The 21,184-nt window shown below is 59.7% G+C and carries 17 protein-coding genes and 2 tRNA genes; 12 read left to right on the forward strand and 7 right to left on the reverse strand.

The window, feature by feature from the left end:
- Positions 1-308 precede the first annotated feature (308 nt).
- From OHL13_RS07435 to OHL13_RS07450, 4 genes are read right to left on the reverse strand one after another with little or no spacing between them, the layout of a single operon-like run.
- Positions 309-950: a LutC/YkgG family protein gene (locus tag OHL13_RS07435; RefSeq protein WP_263409498.1), complete on the reverse strand. Its 642-nt coding sequence runs from the start codon at positions 948-950 to the stop codon at positions 309-311.
- Positions 950-2,395, reverse strand: coding sequence for a LutB/LldF family L-lactate oxidation iron-sulfur protein (locus OHL13_RS07440; protein WP_263409499.1), 1,446 nt, complete (start codon positions 2,393-2,395; stop codon positions 950-952). Before OHL13_RS07440 ends, OHL13_RS07435 begins: the two co-directional genes overlap by 1 nt.
- Entirely contained in the window at positions 2,392-3,165 is a 774-nt protein-coding gene (locus tag OHL13_RS07445) for a (Fe-S)-binding protein (RefSeq protein WP_317889943.1), read from the reverse strand. The genes OHL13_RS07440 and OHL13_RS07445 overlap by 4 nt, the downstream gene beginning before the upstream one ends.
- A 55-nt stretch (positions 3,166-3,220) precedes the next feature.
- Positions 3,221-3,499: an FtsB family cell division protein gene (locus OHL13_RS07450; protein WP_263409500.1), complete on the reverse strand. Its 279-nt coding sequence runs from the start codon at positions 3,497-3,499 to the stop codon at positions 3,221-3,223.
- Between the two features lie 173 nt (positions 3,500-3,672).
- Between OHL13_RS07450 and cutA the strand changes: the two genes are divergently transcribed.
- From cutA to proC, 3 genes are all read left to right on the forward strand, one after another.
- Positions 3,673-4,011, forward strand: a complete 339-nt coding sequence (cutA, locus tag OHL13_RS07455; RefSeq protein WP_263409501.1) for a divalent-cation tolerance protein CutA — start codon at positions 3,673-3,675, stop codon at positions 4,009-4,011.
- 382 nt (positions 4,012-4,393) lie between these two features.
- A complete protein-coding gene (locus tag OHL13_RS07460; protein ID WP_263409502.1) occupies positions 4,394-5,245 on the forward strand; it encodes a menaquinone biosynthesis family protein in 852 nt (283 codons plus the stop codon).
- A 13-nt stretch (positions 5,246-5,258) separates the two neighbouring features.
- Positions 5,259-6,122: a pyrroline-5-carboxylate reductase gene (gene proC / locus OHL13_RS07465; RefSeq protein WP_263409503.1), complete on the forward strand. Its 864-nt coding sequence runs from the start codon at positions 5,259-5,261 to the stop codon at positions 6,120-6,122.
- Between the two features lie 147 nt (positions 6,123-6,269).
- Here the strand turns inward: proC and OHL13_RS07470 are convergent, their stop codons facing one another.
- Positions 6,270-7,592 (reverse strand): hypothetical protein, encoded by a 1,323-nt coding sequence (locus tag OHL13_RS07470; protein ID WP_263409504.1) that lies wholly within the window; start codon positions 7,590-7,592, stop codon positions 6,270-6,272.
- Positions 7,593-8,114: 522 nt separating this feature from the next.
- Here OHL13_RS07470 and smc point away from each other — a divergent pair.
- The 9 genes from smc (at position 8,115) to OHL13_RS07515 (ending at position 17,591) form a co-directional block, all read left to right on the forward strand.
- A complete protein-coding gene (gene smc, locus OHL13_RS07475; protein WP_263409505.1) occupies positions 8,115-12,005 on the forward strand; it encodes a chromosome segregation protein SMC in 3,891 nt (1,296 codons plus the stop codon).
- Between the two features lie 119 nt (positions 12,006-12,124).
- Positions 12,125-12,604 carry a DinB family protein gene (locus tag OHL13_RS07480; protein ID WP_263409506.1) on the forward strand — a complete coding sequence of 160 codons (480 nt, stop codon included), beginning with the start codon at positions 12,125-12,127 and terminating at the stop codon, positions 12,602-12,604.
- Between the two features lie 49 nt (positions 12,605-12,653).
- Positions 12,654-13,643 (forward strand): YihY/virulence factor BrkB family protein, encoded by a 990-nt coding sequence (locus tag OHL13_RS07485; protein ID WP_263409507.1) that lies wholly within the window; start codon positions 12,654-12,656, stop codon positions 13,641-13,643.
- A gap of 31 nt (positions 13,644-13,674) precedes the next feature.
- Positions 13,675-14,568, forward strand: a complete 894-nt coding sequence (locus OHL13_RS07490) for a phosphoribosylaminoimidazolesuccinocarboxamide synthase (protein ID WP_263409508.1) — start codon at positions 13,675-13,677, stop codon at positions 14,566-14,568.
- A gap of 59 nt (positions 14,569-14,627) precedes the next feature.
- A complete protein-coding gene (locus OHL13_RS07495) occupies positions 14,628-15,152 on the forward strand; it encodes a CvpA family protein (protein WP_263409509.1) in 525 nt (174 codons plus the stop codon).
- 37 nt (positions 15,153-15,189) lie between these two features.
- Entirely contained in the window at positions 15,190-15,480 is a 291-nt protein-coding gene (locus tag OHL13_RS07500) for a helix-turn-helix domain-containing protein (RefSeq protein ID WP_263409510.1), read from the forward strand.
- A gap of 25 nt (positions 15,481-15,505) precedes the next feature.
- Positions 15,506-17,350, forward strand: coding sequence for a type II secretion system protein GspD (locus OHL13_RS07505; protein ID WP_263409511.1), 1,845 nt, complete (start codon positions 15,506-15,508; stop codon positions 17,348-17,350).
- Between the two features lie 56 nt (positions 17,351-17,406).
- Positions 17,407-17,481, forward strand: a tRNA-Gly gene (locus OHL13_RS07510).
- A gap of 35 nt (positions 17,482-17,516) precedes the next feature.
- Positions 17,517-17,591: transfer RNA gene (locus OHL13_RS07515), tRNA-Cys, on the forward strand.
- A gap of 215 nt (positions 17,592-17,806) precedes the next feature.
- On the opposite strand, the gene OHL13_RS07520 is transcribed toward OHL13_RS07515, so the two are convergent.
- Both OHL13_RS07520 and OHL13_RS07525 read right to left on the reverse strand, forming a co-directional pair.
- Positions 17,807-18,802: a glycoside hydrolase family 130 protein gene (locus tag OHL13_RS07520; RefSeq protein ID WP_263409512.1), complete on the reverse strand. Its 996-nt coding sequence runs from the start codon at positions 18,800-18,802 to the stop codon at positions 17,807-17,809.
- Positions 18,799-21,129 carry a glycosyltransferase family 4 protein gene (locus OHL13_RS07525; protein WP_263409513.1) on the reverse strand — a complete coding sequence of 777 codons (2,331 nt, stop codon included), beginning with the start codon at positions 21,127-21,129 and terminating at the stop codon, positions 18,799-18,801. The genes OHL13_RS07520 and OHL13_RS07525 overlap by 4 nt, the downstream gene beginning before the upstream one ends.
- Between the last annotated feature and the right edge of the window lie 55 nt (positions 21,130-21,184).

The following is a 21,184-nucleotide window of genomic DNA, read 5'->3' on the forward strand; positions in this document are numbered from 1 at the left end:
ACCACTGACGAGTGGATAGAAAAATCGGCTTCGAGACCCGGTTTTGGGGATTCCCCTTGCGGGACGCGAAGATGCTCTTCGAGAACGCTGTTCCCTTCGAATCAGAAACTGTTCCAAAAGTGCAAAAACAGCCCCATGTGAAGGCTGTGTGCTGGTCAACCAGTGGCGCAGAGAAGATTTTTTGAAATATTTCTTTTAGACCGCCAGGAACCAAGAGGTTTAACGCAAAAAACGAAAGCCGCCTTCACGGGCGGCTTTTTAGAAGATTGGTCATCTCGACCGGAGCGGAGGGATGACACGAGTTTGAGTTAGTCGAGCACTAGAACCACATCCAGAAAACGCGGTCCGTGCACGCCCTTGATCCGCGTCATTTCAATGTCGGCCGTAGCCGATGGGCCGGAGAAGAAGGTGATCGGGGAGGTGTTGTAGGGCTGCAGTTGGCGCATTGCCTCCGGCACGGTCTTCACCACGGCGCTCGCGAAGACGACGCACAGGTGATAGTCCGGCACCAGCGTGATGGCGCGGCGGCCCTGCCCTGCCGTGTTCCGGACGACGATGCTGCCCGTGTCCGCAATGGCGACCGTGCAGCCGGTGATGACGCCGTCGACCTTGTCGAGCTGGTCATAGGGCAGCTGGTGGTCGACGACGAACTCAAAGCCCTGTGGCAGCCAGGAAGCCTCAAGGCCTTCGGGAATCGCCATCTTTGCCTTGCCACGCTTTTCGAGCAGCGCCTGCACTTCCACAGCAATGGCATCCGGAGCGCAACGCAGCACAGTAGCGTCGTAATCCAGCAGGCGGTCTTCCAGCAGGTGCAGAATCTCGTCGCGGCCAAGCTGGGAGCCGGTCAGGAAGTCACGCTCGACGTGCTGCCACGCAGTGGCGCGATCGCCAAAGCCAGCGGGCTTGACGGCACGAATCTTCTCCAGGATCTCAGTGCGGGCGTCCGACATTACCGGGCCTCCTTCTTGTCGCGCTTCTCCCACCATTCGCGGAAGGTCTCTGACGGCATGGCCTGCAGATCGCGGGCCTGCGTCCAACCGCCCAGCATGCCGGGCAGCCAGCCGATCCAGCCTTCACGGTTGACCAGAGGCTTCTCCGCGCTGCGGCCGAACTTCTGCGCGGCGCGGAAACGGGCCTCGCTGCGGAACAGGTTGGCCATCACCTTCATGGCTACGGCTTCAGGATTCAGCTTGCCGATGCCCCTGGTGTGCTTCTCCACCACCTTGTGGCGCAGATGGATCAGCACCTCGGGGATGTTGATCTTCACCGGGCAGACCTCGTAGCAGGCTCCGCAAAGCGACGAGGCATAGGGCAGGCTCTCGGCATGATGCAGCTCCTGCAACTGTGGTGTCAGGATCGCACCGATAGGCCCGGCGTAGACCGAGCCGTAAGCGTGACCTCCCGTCTGACGGTAGACGGGGCAGGCGTTCTGGCAGGCTCCGCAGCGGATGCAGTGCAGTGTCTGGCGGCCTTCTTCGTCAGCCAGCACCTCGGTACGGGCGTTGTCCATGATGACGACGTGGAAGTTCCTGGGGCCATCGCCCTCATGCACGCCGGTCCATACGGAGTTGTACGGATTCATGCGCTCGCCGGTGGCGGAACGCGGCAGCGTCTGCAGGAAGACCTCGAGGTCCTGAAAGCGCGGAATGACCTTGTCGATGCCTGCGACCGTGATCAGCGTCTCCGGCAGAGTAAGGCACATACGGCCGTTGCCTTCACTCTCCACGATGCAGACACCACCGGTCTCGGCGATCAGGTAATTGGCGCCACTCACCGCCGTGGGCACGGTGAGGAACTTGTGCCGCAGGTAGCTGCGTGCAGCCTCTGCCAGGTCGGCAGGCGTCTCACCCAGGTTCTCAAGCCCCATCTTCTGCTTGAAGATCTCGCGAATCTGGTGGCGGTTCTTATGCAGCGCCGGAACGACGATGTGCGAGGGCTGATCTTCGCCGAGCTGGATGATCAACTCGGCCAGGTCGGTTTCGACCGCCATGATGCCTTCAGCCTCAAGCGCATTGTTGAGGTGGATCTCCTCCGAGGTCATCGTCTTGATCTTGATGACCTCGCTGGCTCCGGCCTCTTTCGCAAGCCGCGTCACAATGGCGCAGGCTTCCTTGCCATCGCGCGCCCAGTGGACATGGCCACCGGCGGCGGTGCAGTTGCGCTCAAACTCTTCCAGGTACTGGTCCAGATAGCGCAGCGTGTGCTCGCGAATCTGCTTGCCGCTCTCACGCAGGTCCTGCCAGTCGTCGCGCTCTTCCACCATCTTCTTGCGCTTGGCCTGGATCACGTCGGTGGCGTGACGTACGTTCCTGCGCAACTGCTGGTCGCCAAGAGACTTCTTTGCCGCCTTGGGAAAAGAGGGCGAGGTGGCCGGATCGAGAGGAATACGGCTCATTGCGCGCTCTCCTCTCCGGCCAGAATCTCCGCCAGGTGGATGGTATGCACACCGGCCTTCTGGCGATGCAGGGCGCCTTCCATGTGCATCAGGCAAGAGTTATCGCAGGCGGTGCAGACCTCCGCGCCAGTCTTGAAAATCGCTCCGAGCTTCTCTTCCAGCATGGCGGTCGAGGTCTCGGGATTCTTTACGGCAAAGGTGCCGCCAAAACCGCAGCAGCGGTCCAGGTTTTCAATCTCCACCAGTTCAAGGCCTTTCACATGGCGCAGAAGCTCCATCGGCCCGTCCTTGATGCCGAGATTGCGCAGGCCGTGGCAGCTGGCGTGATAGGTCACCTTGTGCGGATAAAACGCGCCAACATCCTGCAGCTTCAAGCACTCGGTCAGAAACTGCGAGAACTCCCACACCTTCGGCAGCAGCACGTCGAGCTCAGCCTTGAGCTTCTCATCCTTCATCTGCTCCGCCATTAGCGGGTAGTGGTCCTTCATCATGGCAACGCAGCTTGAGGAGGGAACGACAACGGCCTCCGCATGGCGGAACTGGTCGACAAAGCGCTGCACCAGTGGGAGCGCTTCCTTCTGGTAGCCGGTGTTCCAGTGCATCTGGCCGCAGCAGGTCTGGCCGGCGGGAAAGTCCACCGTATGGCCCAGACGCTCCAGCACGCGTACCACCGCCTTGCCCGTGCCCGGGAACAGCGTGTCGTTATAGCAAGTGATAAACAGTGAGACCCGCAGAACGCCTCTCCTTGCTCCAGGTTTAAATGCAGAGATTCACCGACCGCCGGCGCTGCCATGTCCTGGAACGACTCAATCTTACTTGCAGAGGCTACTTTTTGGCAGGAGCGGAGGGCAGTGTATAAATGACTTCCCCCGGGCGCGTGTAGTGCAGTTCTTCCCTTGCCTGGTGCTCAATCGCGCTGGGATCGTTCTGCAGACGCTCGACGTGTCCGGCCATCAGCTCATTCTCTTTTTGAAGGCGCTTCAGCTCTACATCCAGCTCTTTGGCTTCGCGCTTCTTCTGCTCGTACATGGTCAGACCATTCTGGCCGAAGATGACGTGATACCCCAGCGAAATTGCAAGACCCGCAGCGGCGATGGTTGCCATCTTGCGGCGTCCTGAATAGAGCCTTTCACCTGCGATGAGCAGGCGGCTCCAGAGACCTGGGGAAGATTTCTGCATGCAATTCAGAAGTATCGACGCTGGTTAAGCAAGGTCAAGCAAATACTCTTGCCAGGAATCCGGATGGATACAGGACGAACGTGGAATACTCCATGGGTATGGCGAAACCAGTCCTCATCCTGACAACGATTGGCTCCCGCGAAGCCGCCGAAACGCTTGCGGAAAGCTTTGTAAAGGAGCGCCTGGCGGCGTGTGTCAGCATTGGCGGGCCGGTGCTTTCCATCTACCACTGGCAGGGCGCAATCGAGCGCGGCGAGGAGTTTCAACTGACGCTCAAATCGCTCGATACCCATCTCGCAGCCATCGAGAGCAGGCTGAAGAGTTTTCACGCCAGCCGCCCTGATGGCTATCAATTGCCGGAGTTACTGGTTGTGCCACTCGGTGGCGGCAGTATGGAGTACCTGGCGTGGTTGCAGGCAAACGTACATCCTGCCTAGCTGGCTTTGGTATCCTTGAGCGTGTCCATGCAGATTCTTTTTGCTGCCGCCGTACTCTCCGTGTGCGCCCTTCTGGGAGCGTCCTGGGCGATTGCGCGGCACATCCGTAAAGCAGCCGGCGCCGGTGAGAATCCGGGCAATCTGATGGCAGAAAAATTTTTCACACACCGCCCTCGCGTGTCGAACATCGCACACAAAACGGGCGGAACCCCCGCTAGAAATCCATCGCACGGCAAGCGCTGGTCATCTGATAACCCAGGCGACCTGAGCGACCCGTACCAACGGCCGCGTTCCATACCGCGTCGCGCCGCACAGTAACCTTGTCTAAGAAGTAAGCCTGCACCTTCAACCGCTGTATCCTTTCCAGAGGTCATCCGATTGTATGAGTAGTCCCACCATTCGCGAGATCAACATCGCGCACTCTCCCGACTCCGACGATGCATTTATGTTCTATGGCCTGGCGACGAACAAAATTCGTGTGCCTGGCTATAAGTTCACCCACACGCTGACTGACATTGAGACGTTGAACCGCAAGGCCATGGACGAGGCCTTTTACGACGTTACCGCCATCAGCTTCCATGCCTATCCGTACCTGCAGGACAACTATGCTCTGATGGCGTGCGGCGGCTCCGTGGGTGACGGCTACGGCCCCATGATCGTGGCTCCGAAGAAGATGACCCTCGACGAGGTGAAGAAGCTGAAGATCGCGGTTCCCGGAACGCTGACCACTGCGTACCTGGCGCTGAAGCTCTTCGCTCCCGAAGTCGAAGCCGAGACCATTCCCTTTGACGAGATCATTCCGCGCGTCGCTGCCGGAGAGTTCGATGCCGGCCTGATCATCCATGAAGGCCAGCTCACCTATGGCAACAACGGCCTGCACAAGATCCTGGACCTGGGCCAGTGGTGGCGCGAGGAGACCGATGGCCTGCCCCTGCCGCTGGGTGGCAACGCCATCCGCCGCTCGCTGGGAGCAGAGGTCATGAAGGTCACCACGCAGGCGCTGCGCGACAGCATTCAGCACGCCCTCGATAACCGCGAGGCAGCTCTGCAGTATGCCATGCAGTTTGCCCGCGACCTGGACACCAATCTGGCAAACCGCTTTGTCGGCATGTACGTGAACGAGCGCACGCTCAACTACGGCGATGATGGCCGCGTGGCCATCAAGAAGCTGCTCGACCTGGGCTACGAGCGCGGCATCATTCCGCACAAGGCCAAGGTCGACTTCATCGACTAAGCAAGACACTCTTATGGCAAACGACGATCTCAAAATCGAGATTCCTACCCTCGGGCCGCCCTCCCTGCCCGGCATCAAGGTTGCTGTCCTTGGCGCCGGCAAGATGGGCGGCATCCTGCTGCAGGCCTTCCTGAAAAACAACCTGCTGCACCCGGAGCAGATCATCGCGACGGTGGCCCACCCGGAACGCGCGCAGGCACTCTCCGTGCAGTTCCAGGTGGAGGTCACCACCGACAACCTGGCTGCCGCAAAGGACGCTGACATCATCCTGCTCGGCGTCAAGCCGACGCAGGTGCCGGCGCTGATTGAGCAGATCAAGCCGGCGTTGACGCCGAAGAAACTGATCGTCTCCTTTGCCGCATCGGTGAAGACCAGCGCCATTGAAGAGGCTGCCGGGATGGACATCCCGGTCATCCGCGCCATGCCCAACACGCCGTCCATGCTGGCGGCGGGTGTTACCGCTCTGTGCCCCGGCCGTTTTGTCAGCGGAGAGCATCTGGTGACGGCGCAGAAGATCTTCAACACCGTGGGCCGCTCGGTCATCGTCGACGAGAAGCACATGGACGCCGTGACGGGCCTCTCCGGCTCCGGCCCGGCCTATGTGTACATCATCATCGAGGCGCTGGCCGAGGCCGGCGTCAACGTCGGCCTGCCGCGCGACGTGGCAACACTGCTGGCCGCGCAGACGGTCTTCGGCTCTGCCCGCATGGTGCTGGAAACCGGCTACCACCCTGCCCTTCTGAAGGACCAGGTCACCACACCCGCCGGATGCACGGTGGATGGCATCCTGGAGCTGGAAGAGGGTGGTCTGCGCGTCACGCTCATCAAGGCCGTGAAGCGTGCCACCGAGCGCGCCAAACAGCTCGCTGCTGGATAAGGTGTGCCATCTGACCAGGGCACGCGGCTGAGATCAGAAATGCAGATCCTTCCACTGCGCTTCGCTCCGGTCGGGATGACACACTGAAGCAAGTCAAAAAAGCAGAAGGGCAGCCCCTCGGGGCTGCCCTTCTTGTCTTTACCGCAATTACTTCTTGCGGGCCGGAGCGCGACGAACCGGAGCCTTGGTGGCGGGAGCCTTCTTCGGGGCTTCCACCGTGGCGTCCTTCATCACGATCATGACGGGAACAGCCTGGCCGGCGCTCTGCGTGTAGGAGTCATAGGTGCTGGAGACAGTGATCTTATCGCCAACCGCAGGAACCTTGGTCAACGGCTCCTTCAGGTTGAAGGTGAAGTCAGCAGCCTTGGACTGAACAGCGTCCTCAGAAACCGAACCCTTGATGCTGGTCTCGGTCGCTTCGACAACAACGACATCCGGAATCTTGACGTCCTTGCCCTGCAGAACCGCCCACATCTTGTCCGAGTCTTCCTTCACGCCGTAGGCCAGGATGAACTCACGATCGCTGAGAGCCAGCGTCGACAGGTCCGGGGTAGCGGCAATGGTGTCATGCACGATGTCGGAAGGCTTGGGAGCCGGAGTGATCGCAAAGCCAGCCGGAGGATTCAGGTTGGTCTTGACCGCGGCCTGAACCGTCTCGTAGCCATCAGCCTTGCCGTGGTACTTGACGTAGCAGTACTTGGCGGTAGGAGCGTACTGGGTCTTGTAAGGCTCCGGAGCCAGTTCTACAAAGCGGGTGGTGTACCAGGTGCAGTTCACATAGTCAGCGGGCGTGGACTGCATGTAAGCCAGGCCCAGGAAGAAGGTGTCCTGCAGGAAAGGGCCAGGAGCGGCGGTCTGCTCGGGAGGAACAGCAGCCAGTTCCTTCTTGTAGTTGTCGATGGCGGTGGCGGTGTCCTTCTTGTTCAGCGCAGCCGAAGCAATCGCGCTGTACAGGTACGGAGTAGCCTGCTTGATCATGGCATCCCAGGTGGCCTGATCCATGTCCTTGCCCTTGGTGGCAGTCAGAGCCTTCTTGGCGGCGTCAGCGGCCTTATCCAGCTCAGCCTGCTTTTCCGCCGGCTCCGTCTTCTGATCGGCCATGCCCTTGTGCAGGCTCATCTCGGTGGTCAGAGCACGCAGGTTCGAGGGGTTGGTCTGCAGCAGCTTGTCAGCGGCGGCCAGCATTCCGGCCGGATCGTTGAGCTGGCCGTAGGTGCCCATGATCAGTTCCTGCACGCTCTCCTTCACGGAACTCTGCGGGTACTTCTCAAGGTAAGCCTCAAGCGCGGTGACCTTGGCCTTTGGATCGGCCGTGGCGATAGCGTCGTTATACGCCTTGTACTCTTCCTGCGACATCTGCACGCCGCCACCCTGGGCTTGGCCCACGTTGGCGGTTGCTGCCACCAGGGCGTTAGGGGAGACCGCGACCGCAGCGGCCGCCAGGAACGAGGCGAACAAAACCTTCTTCATTTAAGGCTCCTAATTACTGTGAAAAATCGAATGTGCGATGTTCAATGAAGATACAGCAGGGAGAATTTCCCGATGACCGGAAATCCACGAAATAACAGCGATTTTGTTCGCTGCGCCGTGTTTTCCCGTCCATAGGGGGTTGATGCGGATTATAAGAAGCCCGTTGCTCTCTGGCAAGAGCACAGGAACGACCGGAAATACTGGAGAAGGACCGCATGTCTCCTGCTGTCACGGTGGTATGACCTTACCGTAACGCCTCATTGACAGAGTGTAAGACGGGAACAGGGTAAAAGCGTAACCTCGCGATTCCATTTTCCGTCTTCATGGAATCGAAGCCGCCGAAGCCAGACGTTATCCGTAGCGGACACCTATTTGTAGGGTTATTCCCCTCTTATCCACAAAATCTTGGGCTGTCCGTGTTGATTCACGGCCCCGGAGTGGTGAAAATTTGAACTGAGGCCCTTCGCTCGTCGCATTCCTCTGGAGACGAACGGCCCGTTACGGTTGGAGGCAACCCCGCCCATGCTCAAGTTGAAGCGCATCCAGATTCTCGGCTTCAAGTCGTTTTGTGACCGTACTGAGGTCCAGCTTGCCGGTAACGGTATTGCGGCCATTGTCGGCCCCAACGGCTGCGGCAAATCGAACATCTCAGACGCCATTACCTGGGTACTCGGTGAGCAGTCGGCCAAGAGTCTGCGCGGAACCAAGATGGAAGATGTCATCTTCGCCGGAACCCGTGACCGCAAACCCACCGGCATGGCCGAGGTCTCCCTCACGCTGGTTGACCCCGAGGTCTACGATGGCCAGTTGCTGGCCCCCGGTGAAGTGCCCGAGATCGAGATCGAGGACGAACATCCGGAAGACGCTCCTGCTGAGCCTGCCGCGGTGAAACCCGATGGTGACTGGGATGAGACGGCCCTGCGCGAGCAGAATGCCGCGGAGACGGAAGCGGCTGTGCTCGAAGCGCAGCCCGGCCAGGTAATCGACGGCGAAGCGCACCCGCAGCAGCCGCTCGAAGGCATGCAGGACGCCGAGGCTGCGCACAATGTTGTCCTGAAGATCCGCCGCCGCAAGTTCAACCGCGCCCCCGTGCGTGCCGGCGAAATTACCGTGACCCGCCGCCTGTTCCGCTCCGGCGAGAGCGAGTACCTGATGAACGGCAAGATCTGCCGCCTGCGCGATATTCAGGATGTCTTCCTGGGTACCGGCCTGTCGGGCGAGAACTACGCGATCATCGGCCAGGAGCGCATCGGCCAGCTTCTCAGTTCGAAGCCTCTGGATCGCCGCTCCATCCTGGAAGAAGCCGCCGGCGTCACCCGCTTCAAGACCAAGAAGCGACTTGCCGAGCTGCGTCTTGAAGCCGCCAAGCAGAACCTGGCACGCGTCAATGACATCTTCGACGAAGTAACCCGCCAGATGGCCAGCCTGAAGCGCCAGGCCGCCAAGGCCGAGCGCTACGTTGCCCTGCGAGACGAGCTGCGCACCAAGCTGCGCGTCGTTCTGGCCAGCAAGCTGGCGCAGATGGACGCCGAGCAGGCCGCCACGGCGCAGCAGATTGCGCAACTGACTGAGACCATCGACACGCAGGCCGCCGAGATTGAAACCACCGACGCCGAGGCCAGCACCGGCCGCGCCCGTGGCTATGAACTGGACGCCGCCATCCGCGAGGCTGGCGTACGCGCCAACCAGACGGCCGTGGAACTGGAGCGCGTCGTCGCCCGCATCGCCTCGAACACCGACCGTGTTGCGGAGCTGGAAACCCGCCTCGAAACCGGCAATGCCGAACTGGCGCAGATTCGCCAACAGATGGAGACACTGACCGCCGAGCGCGCCGAGACGCAGTCGTTCCTGGAATCTGCCACCGCCGAAGCTGCAGGAGCACGTGAGCTGGCCCAGCAGAAGCAGGCTGAGGCCCAGGAAGCCGTTCGCGCCGTAGGCTCTTCGGAGCGAGAGGCTGAGGCCTTCCGCCAGCAGTCGATTCAGTGGATGCAGCGGGCAGGACAGGCGCACAGAGAAGAAGCGCAGGCCGCCGAGTCGCTTGCAGGGCTGGACCGCGAGGCCGAACGCCTGAGCGCCGAGTCTGAGACCGCACGCCAGGAACTCGAGTCGCTGGGTCAGCGCCGCGGACAGGTCTCCATTGAGTTCGAATCCGCCACCGAGCGCTTGCAGCGCCTGGAAGCCGAGATTGCAGAGCTCCGGCTTGACCTGGAGGCTCGCCGCACGGAAGAGGCCCAGACCAAGCGTCGCGGCGACCAGCTTCGCGCCGAAGTGGCAACCCTGCTGGGCCGCCGCAACTCGCTCGAAGCCCTGATCCGCGAGCACAGCTATTCGACCGATACTGTCCGCAACATCTTCCGCCACAATGCCGCCACCGGTGGCGCTGCTCCTGTGGGCACACTGGCGGACTTCCTGGAAGTGGATGGGCAGTACGAGCAGGTGGTCGACGAGTTCCTGCGCGACGAGCTGAACTACATCGTCGTCAAGAGCTGGGACGCCGCCGACCAGGGTATGCAGATGCTGAAGTCCGATGTCGAGGGCCGCGCAACCTTCCTGGTCCATCCGCCGGACTCCGAAGCAGGCGCCGCATTCTCCAACGGCATGGCCTCAACGGCCAACACCGCGGGACACGAGGGCGTGGTTCCGCTGAAGGACTGCATCCGCGTGCTGAACGGCTTCGGCAAGTCGCTGGAGGTGGTGCTTCCCAAGCTGCGCGAAGGGTACGTGACGCCGGACTCCGCTACCGCCCGCAACCTGGCGTTGCAGAACCCGAACGCCTTCTTCCTCTCGCCTACTGGCGAGACCTTCCACAATGTGACGGTCACCGGTGGACGTCCGAGCGGTGAAGGTCCGCTGGCCCTGAAGCGCGAACTGCGCGAGATTCAGACCAGGCTGGAGGCACTCGAAGCTGAGCTGTCGCAGACCGAAATTCACGCCGCGACACTGGCACGCCAGATCGTTGAGCTTTCACAATCGCTGGAGCACAAGCAGGCCGAGCGTCGCGAGGCCGAGCGCGAGAGCGCCAACCAGGGTGCGGCCCTGCGCCAGATGGAGTCCGAAGTGGCCCGCATCGAGCGCCGCCTGGCGGACTGGCAGCTCTCCGTCGAGCGCAACCGCGAGGCACGCAACGCCAAGCAGGATCTAATCACCCGCAAGCAGGAGGAGGCCGCCAGGTATGAGGGCGAGCGCTCCACCGCAGAGGGCCGCATCGCCGAATTCACCGCGCAGATGGACGACCTGCGCCTGCGCCGCGAGGTGCTGCAATCAGAAGCCGCAGCCGCATCCGCACAGCTTGCCGGCCTGGAAGAACGCCGCCGCAACGCAACTGCCGCCTTCGAGCAGAACCAGCGCATGTTCAACGGCCAGCAGCAGCGCCTGATCCAGATGGAACAGCAGTTGGCTTCCGGCGGCACGGAGAAGCAGCGCCGCGAGGAAGAGAACCTACAGCTGGCCGAGCAGAAGACGGTTCTCTCCGAACAGCGTGAGCTATCAATCGCCGAGCAGCAGACGCTGACCTCCGAGGCAACAGCTCTGCGTGCGTCGCTCACCGAGCTGGAGCAGAAGCTCAAGTCTCTGCGCTCTAAGACCGATGCCCTGCGCGAAAAGCGCAGCGCTCTGACCGCGCAGGCGGCCAAGCTGAGCTCCGACATTGAGCACCTGGAAGCGCAGACAATGGCCGACCTCGGTGTCGAAGCCGCCGAGCTTCGTTCCGATGAGATGACGCTGCGCATCAGCGGCGACGAACTCTCCGCGGCGAACGAGGAGACCGGTACGCTGAAGCAGAAGCTCGAGAACATGGGCCCGGTCAACATGATGGCGCTCGAAGAGTACGCCGAGACCGAGCAGCGTCACGGCTTCCTGGAAGGCCAGCGCAAGGATCTTCTGGATTCCATCGAGAATACGCAGCAGTCCATCAAGGAAATCGACGAGGTCTCGCGCACCAAGTTTGAAGAGGCCTTCGAGAAGATCAACACAAACTTCTCGCTCACCTTCACCAAGCTGTTCGGCGGCGGACAGGCCATGATGAAGCTGACCGACCCGGACAACATCTCCGAGAGCGGCATCGACATCATCGCGTCGCCCCCGGGCAAGAAGCTGCAAAACATCCTTCTGCTCTCCGGTGGAGAGAAGGCTTTGACAGCCTTCAGTCTGCTGGTCGGCATCTTCCTTTACGCTCCTGCTCCGTTCTGCATCCTGGACGAAGTCGACGCCCCTCTGGACGAAACCAACGTGGGCCGCTTCGCCAAGCTGGTCGCTGAAATGTCCTCGAACACCCAGTTCGTGGTCATTACTCACCACAAGCGCACCATGCAGGAGGCCGACATGATCTACGGCGTCACCATGCAGGAGCCGGGTGTCTCGCGCATTGTCAGCGTGAACCTGAACCGCGCCGACAGGAACTCGAACGCAGCATAACCCGTTTGCACGGATCAGCCTCCCAAACGGGCCTCCCGGCGAGGCCCGTTTCTTTTTCTGCACCAGCCACAATTCGACAAGCATCGAAGAGATACACTTCTCCACGAGGACTCACTTTTATGTCGAACGAAGCCCTGCTTGTCGCTACCGCCATCGCCCACTGGAAACTGATCATCAGCCGGATTGAGATTTCGATCACCAGGCTCAGTGATGAACAGTTGCTGCAGCAGATTGCCCCTGGAAAGAACCGTGTGGTCTACCTGGTAGGCCATCTGGCAGCTGTGCATGACCGCCTGTTTCCCCTGCTGGGGATCGGTGAACGGCTTCACCCGGAGCTGGATGAGCCTTATCTGAACCAGCCTGACCGCACCGTACCAGACCTGCTGACGCCTGCCGAACTGCGCGAGGTCTTCAAAAAAGTGAATGCCGCGCTCGCAGAGGCGTTCGACAAGCTGACGCCGGACGAATGGTTGCAGCCTCACACCGCGGTTTCTGCCGACGACTTTGCAAAGGATCCGCTGCGCAACCGGTTGGCTGTCCTGCTCAGCCGCGCCAGCCATGCCGCCTTTCACACCGGACAAGCCATTCTCGTAAAGTAATCGGGGATTACCATCCAAACCCTCCCGTCCCACAGCCATCCAAGAATGGATGCTGTTTGACACCCAACCCGAACCGAAGGTGCCCTCAGCGCCGCAGTATGTGTGGGAGCTGGTGAACCGCTCTCCGCTGCGGTCGCTGTGGAACCTGGAAGGCATCAGTCTGCGCGTGGTGCTGCGGCGCACCACAAAGTCCTTCCTCAAGGACGACCTGCTGGGCCGTTCCGCGCAGCTTGCCTACTACTTCCTGTTCGCTCTTTTTCCCGCTCTTATCGCGGCCAGCTCTGTTCTTGGCATCGCGGCAAAATCGGCAACCGGCTTCTACCTAGACATCCTGCAGTACGTGGCCAAGGTGCTTCCGCCAGAGGCCTTCAGCCTGGTACTGGAGACCTTTAACCAGACCGCTGCACATTCCACCAAGGGCAAGATCACCATTGGCCTGCTGGCCGCACTGTGGACCGCGTCGGTCGGTGTCTCCGCCCTGCAGGACGCGTTGAACTCGGTATACAACATCCAGGAATCGCGCTCTTACCTGCAGGCGCGGCTTTCGGCCGTGGTGCTGACGGTGGTTATCTCCATCATCCTGACCTTCGCCCTGTCGTCTCTTTTCGGCGGCGACCTGCTCGGCAACTGGCTGACAGCCACTCTTGGCTGGCCACACCTGCTGGGCTGGATCGCGCGGGTGCTTGGCTACTCGGTTGGCGGCCTGTTCCTTGCGCTCACCATCGCGCTCCTCTATTACTTTGCACCAAACTTCAAGGTGCGCACCTGGCGGTGGTTGACTCCTGGCGGAGCCCTAGGGATCAGCTGCTGGCTGCTGGCCTCCATCGCCCTTCGAACCTACCTGCACTTTTTCAACACTTATTCGCTCACCTACGGGTCACTGGGTGCAGTCATCATTCTGCTGATCTGGTTCTATCTCACCGCGCTCACCATTCTGCTGGGAGCGGAGTTCAACTCCGAACTCGAGGCGGCCATCGCCGAGCGGCGCTACACCACGGGCAGCTATCACAGCGGCCAGAGCCGCCACCTCACGCCCTAGAGCCGCCTGCTTGATACACTCAAACTTCCCTATGAATCAGGCTTTACTTCAAACCGATCTTCCTTTGCCGCTGACAGCGCGTGGCAAAGTACGCGACATTCTCGCCGTCAACGACCACGAACTGCTGTTTGTGGCGACCGACCGCATCTCGGCTTTTGATCATGTACTCGGCTCAGGCATCCCGGACAAGGGCAAGGTGCTGACGCAGCTTTCGCTGTTCTGGTTTGACCATCTGAAGCAGCTCGTCCCGAACCACCTGATTACCGCGGATGTGGCCCAGTACCCTGCGCCGCTGCCGCAGCACGCGGATCAGCTTGCCGGCCGCTCCATGCTGGTCAAGCGCGCCGAAATGTTCCCGGTGGAATGCGTGGTACGCGGCTACATCTCCGGCTCCGGCTGGAAGGATTACCAGAAAACCGGCATGATCTGCGGCATTCCGCTGCCCAAGGGACTGCGTGAGTCCGACCGCCTGCCGGAGCCGATCTTCACCCCCGCAGCCAAGAACAACGTGGGCCACGACGAGAACATTTCTTTCGAGGAAGTGATCAACACCGTTGGCCGGGAAACCGCCGTGAAGCTGCGCGACCTGACCCTGGCTATCTATGCCAGGGCTTCGGCTCACGCCGAGTCCAAGGGATTGATCCTGGCTGACACCAAGTTCGAGTTTGGTGTGATCGATGGTGCCATCACCCTGGCCGACGAGGTGCTGACGCCCGACTCCTCCCGTTACTGGCCGGCCGATCTGTACTCCCCCGGCGGAGCGCAGCCGTCGTTCGACAAGCAGTATGTGCGCGACTACCTGGAGTCGATCCACTGGAACAAGCAGGCACCAGCGCCGTCGCTGCCGGAGGATGTAATCTCCAATACCCGGGCCAAATATCTTGAGGCCTACCAGCGCATTACCGGCCTGGCCCTGGAAGTGTAGCCAAACAGTCAACACCCGGGGAGACCGGAACGCCCTCAAAATAGAGAGGGATGACTCCGGTGGACTACGCCATTGTCGCGCTGCTTGCATGGTCGGTAATCGCCGCCTTCCTGCGCGGTCTTGTGCGTTCCCTGTTTTCTCTTATCGGCATCGCGCTGGGCATTGTTCTGGCCGGTGTGTACTACCAACGTGCCGCCGCCATGCTTTCCAAATGGATAGCGGCCAAACCAGCGGCTGAAACCGCGGGCTTTCTGTTGATTGCCTTTGCCGTCATGCTTGCGGCTACCCTGCTTGGCTGGGCGGTCCGCAAGGGTTGCGAGGCCGTTGGGCTGGGCCTTGCCGACCGCATGGGTGGGGCGTGTTTCGGATTTTTGCGGGGATGTCTGGCAGTTACGGCAATTGTGATGTCGGTTGCGGCATTTTTGCCGGAATCAACCCTGTTTCGCCAGTCGCACCTAGCTCCCTATTTCCTAACGGCATCGCATGGGGTATCCTTCATCGTGCCTGGTGATTTTCAGCAGCGCGTAGTCAACGGTGCCTCGCAACTCAGGGATGAAGCGTCAACGCTCTCCCGGCGCCGGTAAGGGAAACGCCTGCAACTTTTTTTGAATTGAGGATGAAATGAAGCGAGAACTTGAAACTCTGGTCGCGCAGATGCACAACGCTGGAATTAGCTATAACGACGCTGTGCGGGAGTTCAAGAAGCGCTACATCCTGGAAGTGCTGGCACGTCACCGTGGCAACCAGTGCAAGGCCGCGGAAGAGCTGGGCATGCACCGCAATACCCTGTCCCGCACGTTGACCGAACTGAACATGGATTCGCATGCTATCCGCAACGGCCTGCGCCGCCCGGTACGGAGCGAGCGCGGCGTAGAGCGTCCCGCGTTCAATGTGATTGCCGGCGCACGCTAGCCGTTTTCCTTCGTCTAACCGATTGATGACACCTCTTCGCAGTGCCGTGGCCGCAGTTCTGTTTGCGGGCTCGGCCTGGCTGCATATCAGCGCACAGACGCAGCCAAAGCCAGTCTCTGCCAAACAGGCCCGCCAGGCGGATGATGCCTATCTGGCGGGCGCGCGCGCCCTGGATCGCGATGACCTTCCAGCGGCAGAGAAGGCCTTCGCCAAGGCTTTCCGGCTGAACCCGGCAAAACCGGAGTACGCCGCCGCCCTGCTGACCGCCCGCGAACACCATGTCAGCAGCCTGGTGCAGCAGTCGGCGAGGGCGGGACTTTCCGGAAACCTGACCGATGCCGCACGGTTGCTGGAACAGGCGCGCGCGCTTGCGCCGGACAACCCGATTGTCACGCAGCATTTCGCCACCACCAGCACAGCGCCGCGTGTTGACCCCGTCCCAAATCTGTCTACCGACCTGCAACAGCTTGCCGGCCCCATCGTTGTGGCTCACCGGCCGGGTCTGGTGAATCTGCACCTGCGTGGCGGCGCCCGCGAAGCCTACCAAGCCATTGCAAACCAGACCGGGCTGCACGTTATCTTCGGCAATGGCGTGGGCAGTGAGCAGACCAAGATCGATCTCGATGGCCTGACCTACGAACGAAGCCTTGAGATCGTCGGCCAGCTCTTCCATACCTTCGTCACACCAATCGACGAGCACACCCTCCTCATTGCGGCGGACACGCTGGAGAACCACGACCAGTATGAGCATCTGTACCAGGAAACGGTTTATCTCGCCGGCCTGACCAATGAGCAGATGACTGAGCTGGGCAACGTGGTACGGCAGGTCTTCGATATCCGTCAGGCCACCGTCCAGGTCAACTCCGGTAACCTCGTCGTGCGCGCTCCCGAGCAATCCATCAACGCGATGAATGCCATTCTGAGCGATCTGCTGGATGGCGGCAGCGAAGTAGTCTTCGATCTGAAGATCTATGCGCTGGACACCTCGCGCACGCGCAATGTGGGCATTGTGCTGCCGACACAGATCAACGCCTACAACCTGCTGTCGCAGGCGCAAAGCCTTATCTCGTCCAACCAGAGCCTGATTGACCAGCTCTATGCCGCGGGCATCTTTAACTCATCAACCACGCAGACACAGATTGCCTTGTACCTGCTGGCCGCGGGCGTTGCCAACTCAAGCCTGATCACAAACTCGTTTCTAATCCTCGGCGGCGGCCTGACAACCACCGTACTCTCAGCCGGAGTTACGCCGGTTCTCAACCTCAGCTTCACCTCTTCAGATTCGCGCGCGCTGGACGATGTAATGATGCGCGTCCACGATCGTGAGACAGCTACCTTCCGCGCCGGCACACGGTACCCCATTGCCACCTCGCTGTACTCTGACCTCACGAGTTCGTCGACAGCCTCTTCCCTGCTGGCGCAGTATCTGGGCACCAACTCCTCCACAACCAGCCTCCTGAGCAGCGCGATTCCTCAGATCCAGTATGAAGACCTTGGACTGACCTTCAAGGCCGTGCCGACCATCCAGAGAACGGGAGAGGTCCACGTCAAGATGGACCTGAAGATTGAGGCACTGGCCGGCAGTTCGCTCAACGGCATCCCGGTGCTTGCAAGCCGCCAGTATGCCTCGGATGTAACGACGCATGATGGCGACACCATCATGGTGGTCTCCGCCATGTCCGATCAGGAGTCTTCCGCAGTCAGCGGTTTACCCGGATTGAGCCAGATTCCCGGCTTTGGGGGAACCACGAATAAACAGACCTCGCGTGGCAAGAGCGACCTCATTATCTTGTTGACTCCGCATATCGTTCGCAACCATCGCAAAGGAAACGCCGGACCTCAGATTCCGTTCCAGGTTTCCAACAACTAAGTTGCTGGTGGACTTGATTCATTTCTCATCAGCCGATATATTTGTACTTGGAACGGGCGGGAGTAGCTCAGTGGTAGAGTGCTTCCTTGCCAAGGAAGATGTCGCGGGTTCAAATCCCGTCTCCCGCTCCAATAATTCCCTCCACTGCTGTCCCCTCTACAGCAACGGCGCGGTACCCAAGTGGTAAGGGAGAGGTCTGCAAAACCTTTATGCGTCGGTTCGATTCCGACCCGCGCCTCCAAAAATCCCAAACAACTTAAAGATTTACCAAAAGCTTCTGGCTGCCGTTAAGAGATTAGCCGCTTAAGACCTCCACGGGATAAGCTGCTTCCAGACACACCTGCGCACGGTCGATTTCAGCGCTCTACTTCTCGGCGTCATGACGAGTGCCGATGAGGTGTCAGTCGGCCAACAAACGCTGTTGGCCGATTCGACTTAGCCAAATGTCATCGGGACTCAGGAGTTTATTTCCAGCCACTTTAGAAGACGACGGATACTGCCTGTCGCTAAAGCAACACAGGAGTCACCCGCACCATAGTAGAGTCTGATCGTGTCGCCATCGTGATCTATGGTTTGACCGCATGGAAAGACAACATCTTTCACATCGCCGCCTCGTTCGTAGGGAGCTTCCGGGCCAAACATCCAGGAATCTCCCCGTTGCAGGCATATGTCAGGCTTTTCAAGATCAAACAGAGCAAGCCCCAGGCGATAGATGCTGCCTGACGCCGTCGTCCGCACCCCGTGGTAGAGCACAAGCCATCCTTTGTCCGTTTCGATAGGCGGTGAGCATAGACCTATTTTGTTGGCGTCCCACCAGCCTCCGCGTCGCGCCTCCAACATGATCTTGTGGCTGCCCCAATGCCGCAGATCCGGCGAATAAGAGATCCACATGTGAGCTCCAAAGCTCGTCATCGGACGATGGATGAGGGCCCACAACCCCCCGACCTTCCTTGGCAACAGCGCAGCATCTTTATCTTCCGGAGGCATGATGACTCCCAGACGTTCAAAGCTGCGAAAATCAGTCGTCAGCGCGAGAGAGACTCCAGGGCCTCCACGTGCAAAAGAGGTGAAGGCAACGGCATACTTCTCGAGTTCCGGGACATAGGTAATTCTTGGGTCTTCAATCCCCCATATCTCCTCTGGATTCTCACGCGGATTGGCCATCAGGGTGGGCTCCGCATCGATACGCCAGCCATCCACTCCATTCGTGGAGCGAGCAGCGCACAGGTGCGATAGACCCCGCCTGTCTTCAACGCGGCAGAGCAACAATGTGTCCCCATCCAGCAGCCTTACGGCACCTGCGTTGAAAACGCTGTTGATAGGATACGGCCAGTTTTCACGGCTCAGGATGGGGTTATTCTCGTAGCGAGTGAATAGCGGTTCTTCCGCCGCCGGCTTCAATGAAGCGGGAACATCAGGCGGCAACGCAATGTGCGAAGCAACTTGGCTCAACGGGAAACACTCATTTCTAGTTGTGTTTTGGAACAGGTTGTTACTTGAAAGTCCTGCATGTCGAGAAGAGCCATCAGGAAGGACAGTGTCGATTCAGCGCCCTGATTTTCGTTGACCCGATCCGGATGCAGTCCATCGCGGCAGCCGCCGGTCGAGGAGTCGTAAAGGGGGACCTGAAGATCGTTCTCTCCCAGGAACCAGCGGAAGGCAGACTGCGCTTCCTCAAGCCAGTGCGGCTGACCCGTCATCTGGTAGGCAAGCAAGCATGAAGAAACCGCACCACATGCTTCCACCGGTTGTTGGTCAAAACGCGCCTTCATCCCAGCAGCAAACGCAAACCCACGCGATCCAATGGGAACAAAAGTCGTTTCGCCGCCGTGATGCTGTTCCGAAAGCAGCCACCGCAGAGACTCAAGACCAGCATCCACCATTCTTTGGTTGCCACTGCTTGATCCCGCGACAAGCAACGCCTGGGGAAGCCTGGCATTGGAATAGGCCAGGGTCTTTTCAAACCAGTGCCACTCCCCGGAACGAGTAGCTTCATAAATCGTCAGCAAACGATTGGCAAGCTCATTGCGGTAGCTCTGCACATGACGGTCACCTGGAAACTTATCCAGATAGCCCTGCATACCAAGTATGGAGAACGCCCACGCACGAGGGCTTGTAAACGAGAGCGCCGTCGCCGATGCCGCTTCAAAAAGGCGGCCTGCCGCCAATCGGAACCCGGCATCCTCGGTACTCGCAAGCACAATGCCCAGCGCCCATAATGACCGGCCGTGACTATCTTCAGAGCCAACGTCTTCCAACCACTCTCTGCCATAGCTCAGAAAATTTCTGAACCGGCCGCTTTGCTCGTTGAAAGCAAGCCACAGAAAGGCAAGGTACCGTCGCGCCAAAGCGCTATAGCTTTCACAACGGGTAAGCGGTGAGCTGTTGAGGCGCATTGCAACAATCAGTGCCCGTGCATTGTCATCTGTGGTGTAGCCCTCGCTGTAGTTAGGGAGCGAGAAGATGGCATGCTGCAATATGCCGGTATCGTCGGTCATGGTTTGCAGATGGCCGCTATTGAAGTCAGGAACCTGGTTGATCGTCTTCACAGCGAATAGATCTGGCAGCGCAGGGCGTGGCCGCAGCATGCGCTCGATACGAGCATGCTGAAAGCACTCCACGTAGGCCTGGGCCGTCTTTTGCCATGTCGTCCGTCGAGAGTACAGATACGCACGTTTGCGCATCGCATGACGCACCGCATCATCCCGCAACAAATCGATCACTGCCTCCGCTATGGCTTGGTGATCGTCGAACGGAACCAGCAGGCCGCGGTCTTCTGCTAACAACTCCCTGGCATGCCAATACGGAGTGGAGATAACCGCCTTCCCCGCCCCCAGCGCAATTGCGAGTGTTCCAGAAACGACCTGCGCTTCCTGGCGGTAAGGCGTGATGTAGATATCCGCAGAGCCGATCTGTTCGAAAAGTTCCTCTGAGCTGACAAAACGATTGTTGAAGACAACGTGAGAAGAGACTCCGAGCTCTTCCGCCAGCCGCTGCAAACTATTCCGATAGCGCTCTCCCGCAGATTTCAAGACATGCGGATGCGTCGCGCCGCAGACGACGTAAATTACGTCGCGATTCGTTTTAAGAATTTCAGGAAGCGCACGGATGACATTCTCAATGCCCTTGTTCGGCGAAAGCAGACCAAATGTGAGCAGAACCTGCTTGCCCTCGGTCCCGAACATATCCTTGAAATAATTCGGATCTGAAAATGGAAGATCCGGCACTCCATGAGGGATAAGGTCAATCTTCTCTGCCGGCACACCATAGACAGCGCGCAATAAACCGGCGGCGTACTCGCTCATCACGATCACGCGGTCCGAGAGAAAGACAATCTCATCGAGAACTGCACGTTGCTCATCGTCCGGCTCGCGAAGAACCGTATGAAGTGTCGTCACCAAGGGCATTTTCAGCTTTCGCAGAAGCGTGAGTATGTACCGGCCTGCCACGCCTCCATAGATGCCGTACTCATGCTGCAAACAAACCAGGTCATTTCCGTGGAAGTTGAGAAACTCCGCGGCACGCTCATAGGAAGACTCGTCCTCCTGGAAGATCTCCAGCCGCACACGATCCGGATACAGGTAAGCAGAGTCCGGATCATTCACAGGAATGACAAAAGTCCCCAGGCCCGGGTATTCCCGCGTGATCGCATCGCTGAGATCCGTCGTGAATGTTGCGATGCCACACTGACGCGGTAGATGGTTCCCGATCAACGCGATACGCGTAGGCAGGGGCAGCGCTCCGCCTTCCAGCGGCATTGGAGAATGCGAGGAACTCATACGAGCCAGCTTTCATGAACCGGTATTGCCCTTTTGAGGAAAGTGAAGCCGCCTC

The sequence above is a fragment of the Terriglobus tenax genome (genome assembly GCF_025685395.1).
Lineage (GTDB): Bacteria > Acidobacteriota > Terriglobia > Terriglobales > Acidobacteriaceae > Terriglobus > Terriglobus tenax.

Bases quoted from the DNA above. Each gene is read 5' to 3' on its own strand.
- OHL13_RS07435 (WP_263409498.1), bottom strand. From the start codon at position 950: ATGTCGGACGCCCGCACTGAGATCCTGGAGAAGATTCGTGCCGTCAAG.
- OHL13_RS07440 (WP_263409499.1), bottom strand. From the start codon at position 2,395: ATGAGCCGTATTCCTCTCGATCCGGCCACCTCGCCCTCTTTTCCCAAG.
- OHL13_RS07450 (WP_263409500.1), bottom strand. From the start codon at position 3,499: ATGGCAACCATCGCCGCTGCGGGTCTTGCAATTTCGCTGGGGTATCAC.
- cutA (WP_263409501.1), top strand. From the start codon at position 3,673: ATGGCGAAACCAGTCCTCATCCTGACAACGATTGGCTCCCGCGAAGCC.
- OHL13_RS07460 (WP_263409502.1), top strand. From the start codon at position 4,394: ATGAGTAGTCCCACCATTCGCGAGATCAACATCGCGCACTCTCCCGAC.
- proC (WP_263409503.1), top strand. From the start codon at position 5,259: ATGGCAAACGACGATCTCAAAATCGAGATTCCTACCCTCGGGCCGCCC.
- OHL13_RS07470 (WP_263409504.1), bottom strand. From the start codon at position 7,592: ATGAAGAAGGTTTTGTTCGCCTCGTTCCTGGCGGCCGCTGCGGTCGCG.
- smc (WP_263409505.1), top strand. From the start codon at position 8,115: ATGCTCAAGTTGAAGCGCATCCAGATTCTCGGCTTCAAGTCGTTTTGT.
- OHL13_RS07480 (WP_263409506.1), top strand. From the start codon at position 12,125: ATGTCGAACGAAGCCCTGCTTGTCGCTACCGCCATCGCCCACTGGAAA.
- OHL13_RS07485 (WP_263409507.1), top strand. From the start codon at position 12,654: ATGCTGTTTGACACCCAACCCGAACCGAAGGTGCCCTCAGCGCCGCAG.
- OHL13_RS07490 (WP_263409508.1), top strand. From the start codon at position 13,675: ATGAATCAGGCTTTACTTCAAACCGATCTTCCTTTGCCGCTGACAGCG.
- OHL13_RS07500 (WP_263409510.1), top strand. From the start codon at position 15,190: ATGAAGCGAGAACTTGAAACTCTGGTCGCGCAGATGCACAACGCTGGA.
- OHL13_RS07505 (WP_263409511.1), top strand. From the start codon at position 15,506: ATGACACCTCTTCGCAGTGCCGTGGCCGCAGTTCTGTTTGCGGGCTCG.
- OHL13_RS07525 (WP_263409513.1), bottom strand. From the start codon at position 21,129: ATGAGTTCCTCGCATTCTCCAATGCCGCTGGAAGGCGGAGCGCTGCCC.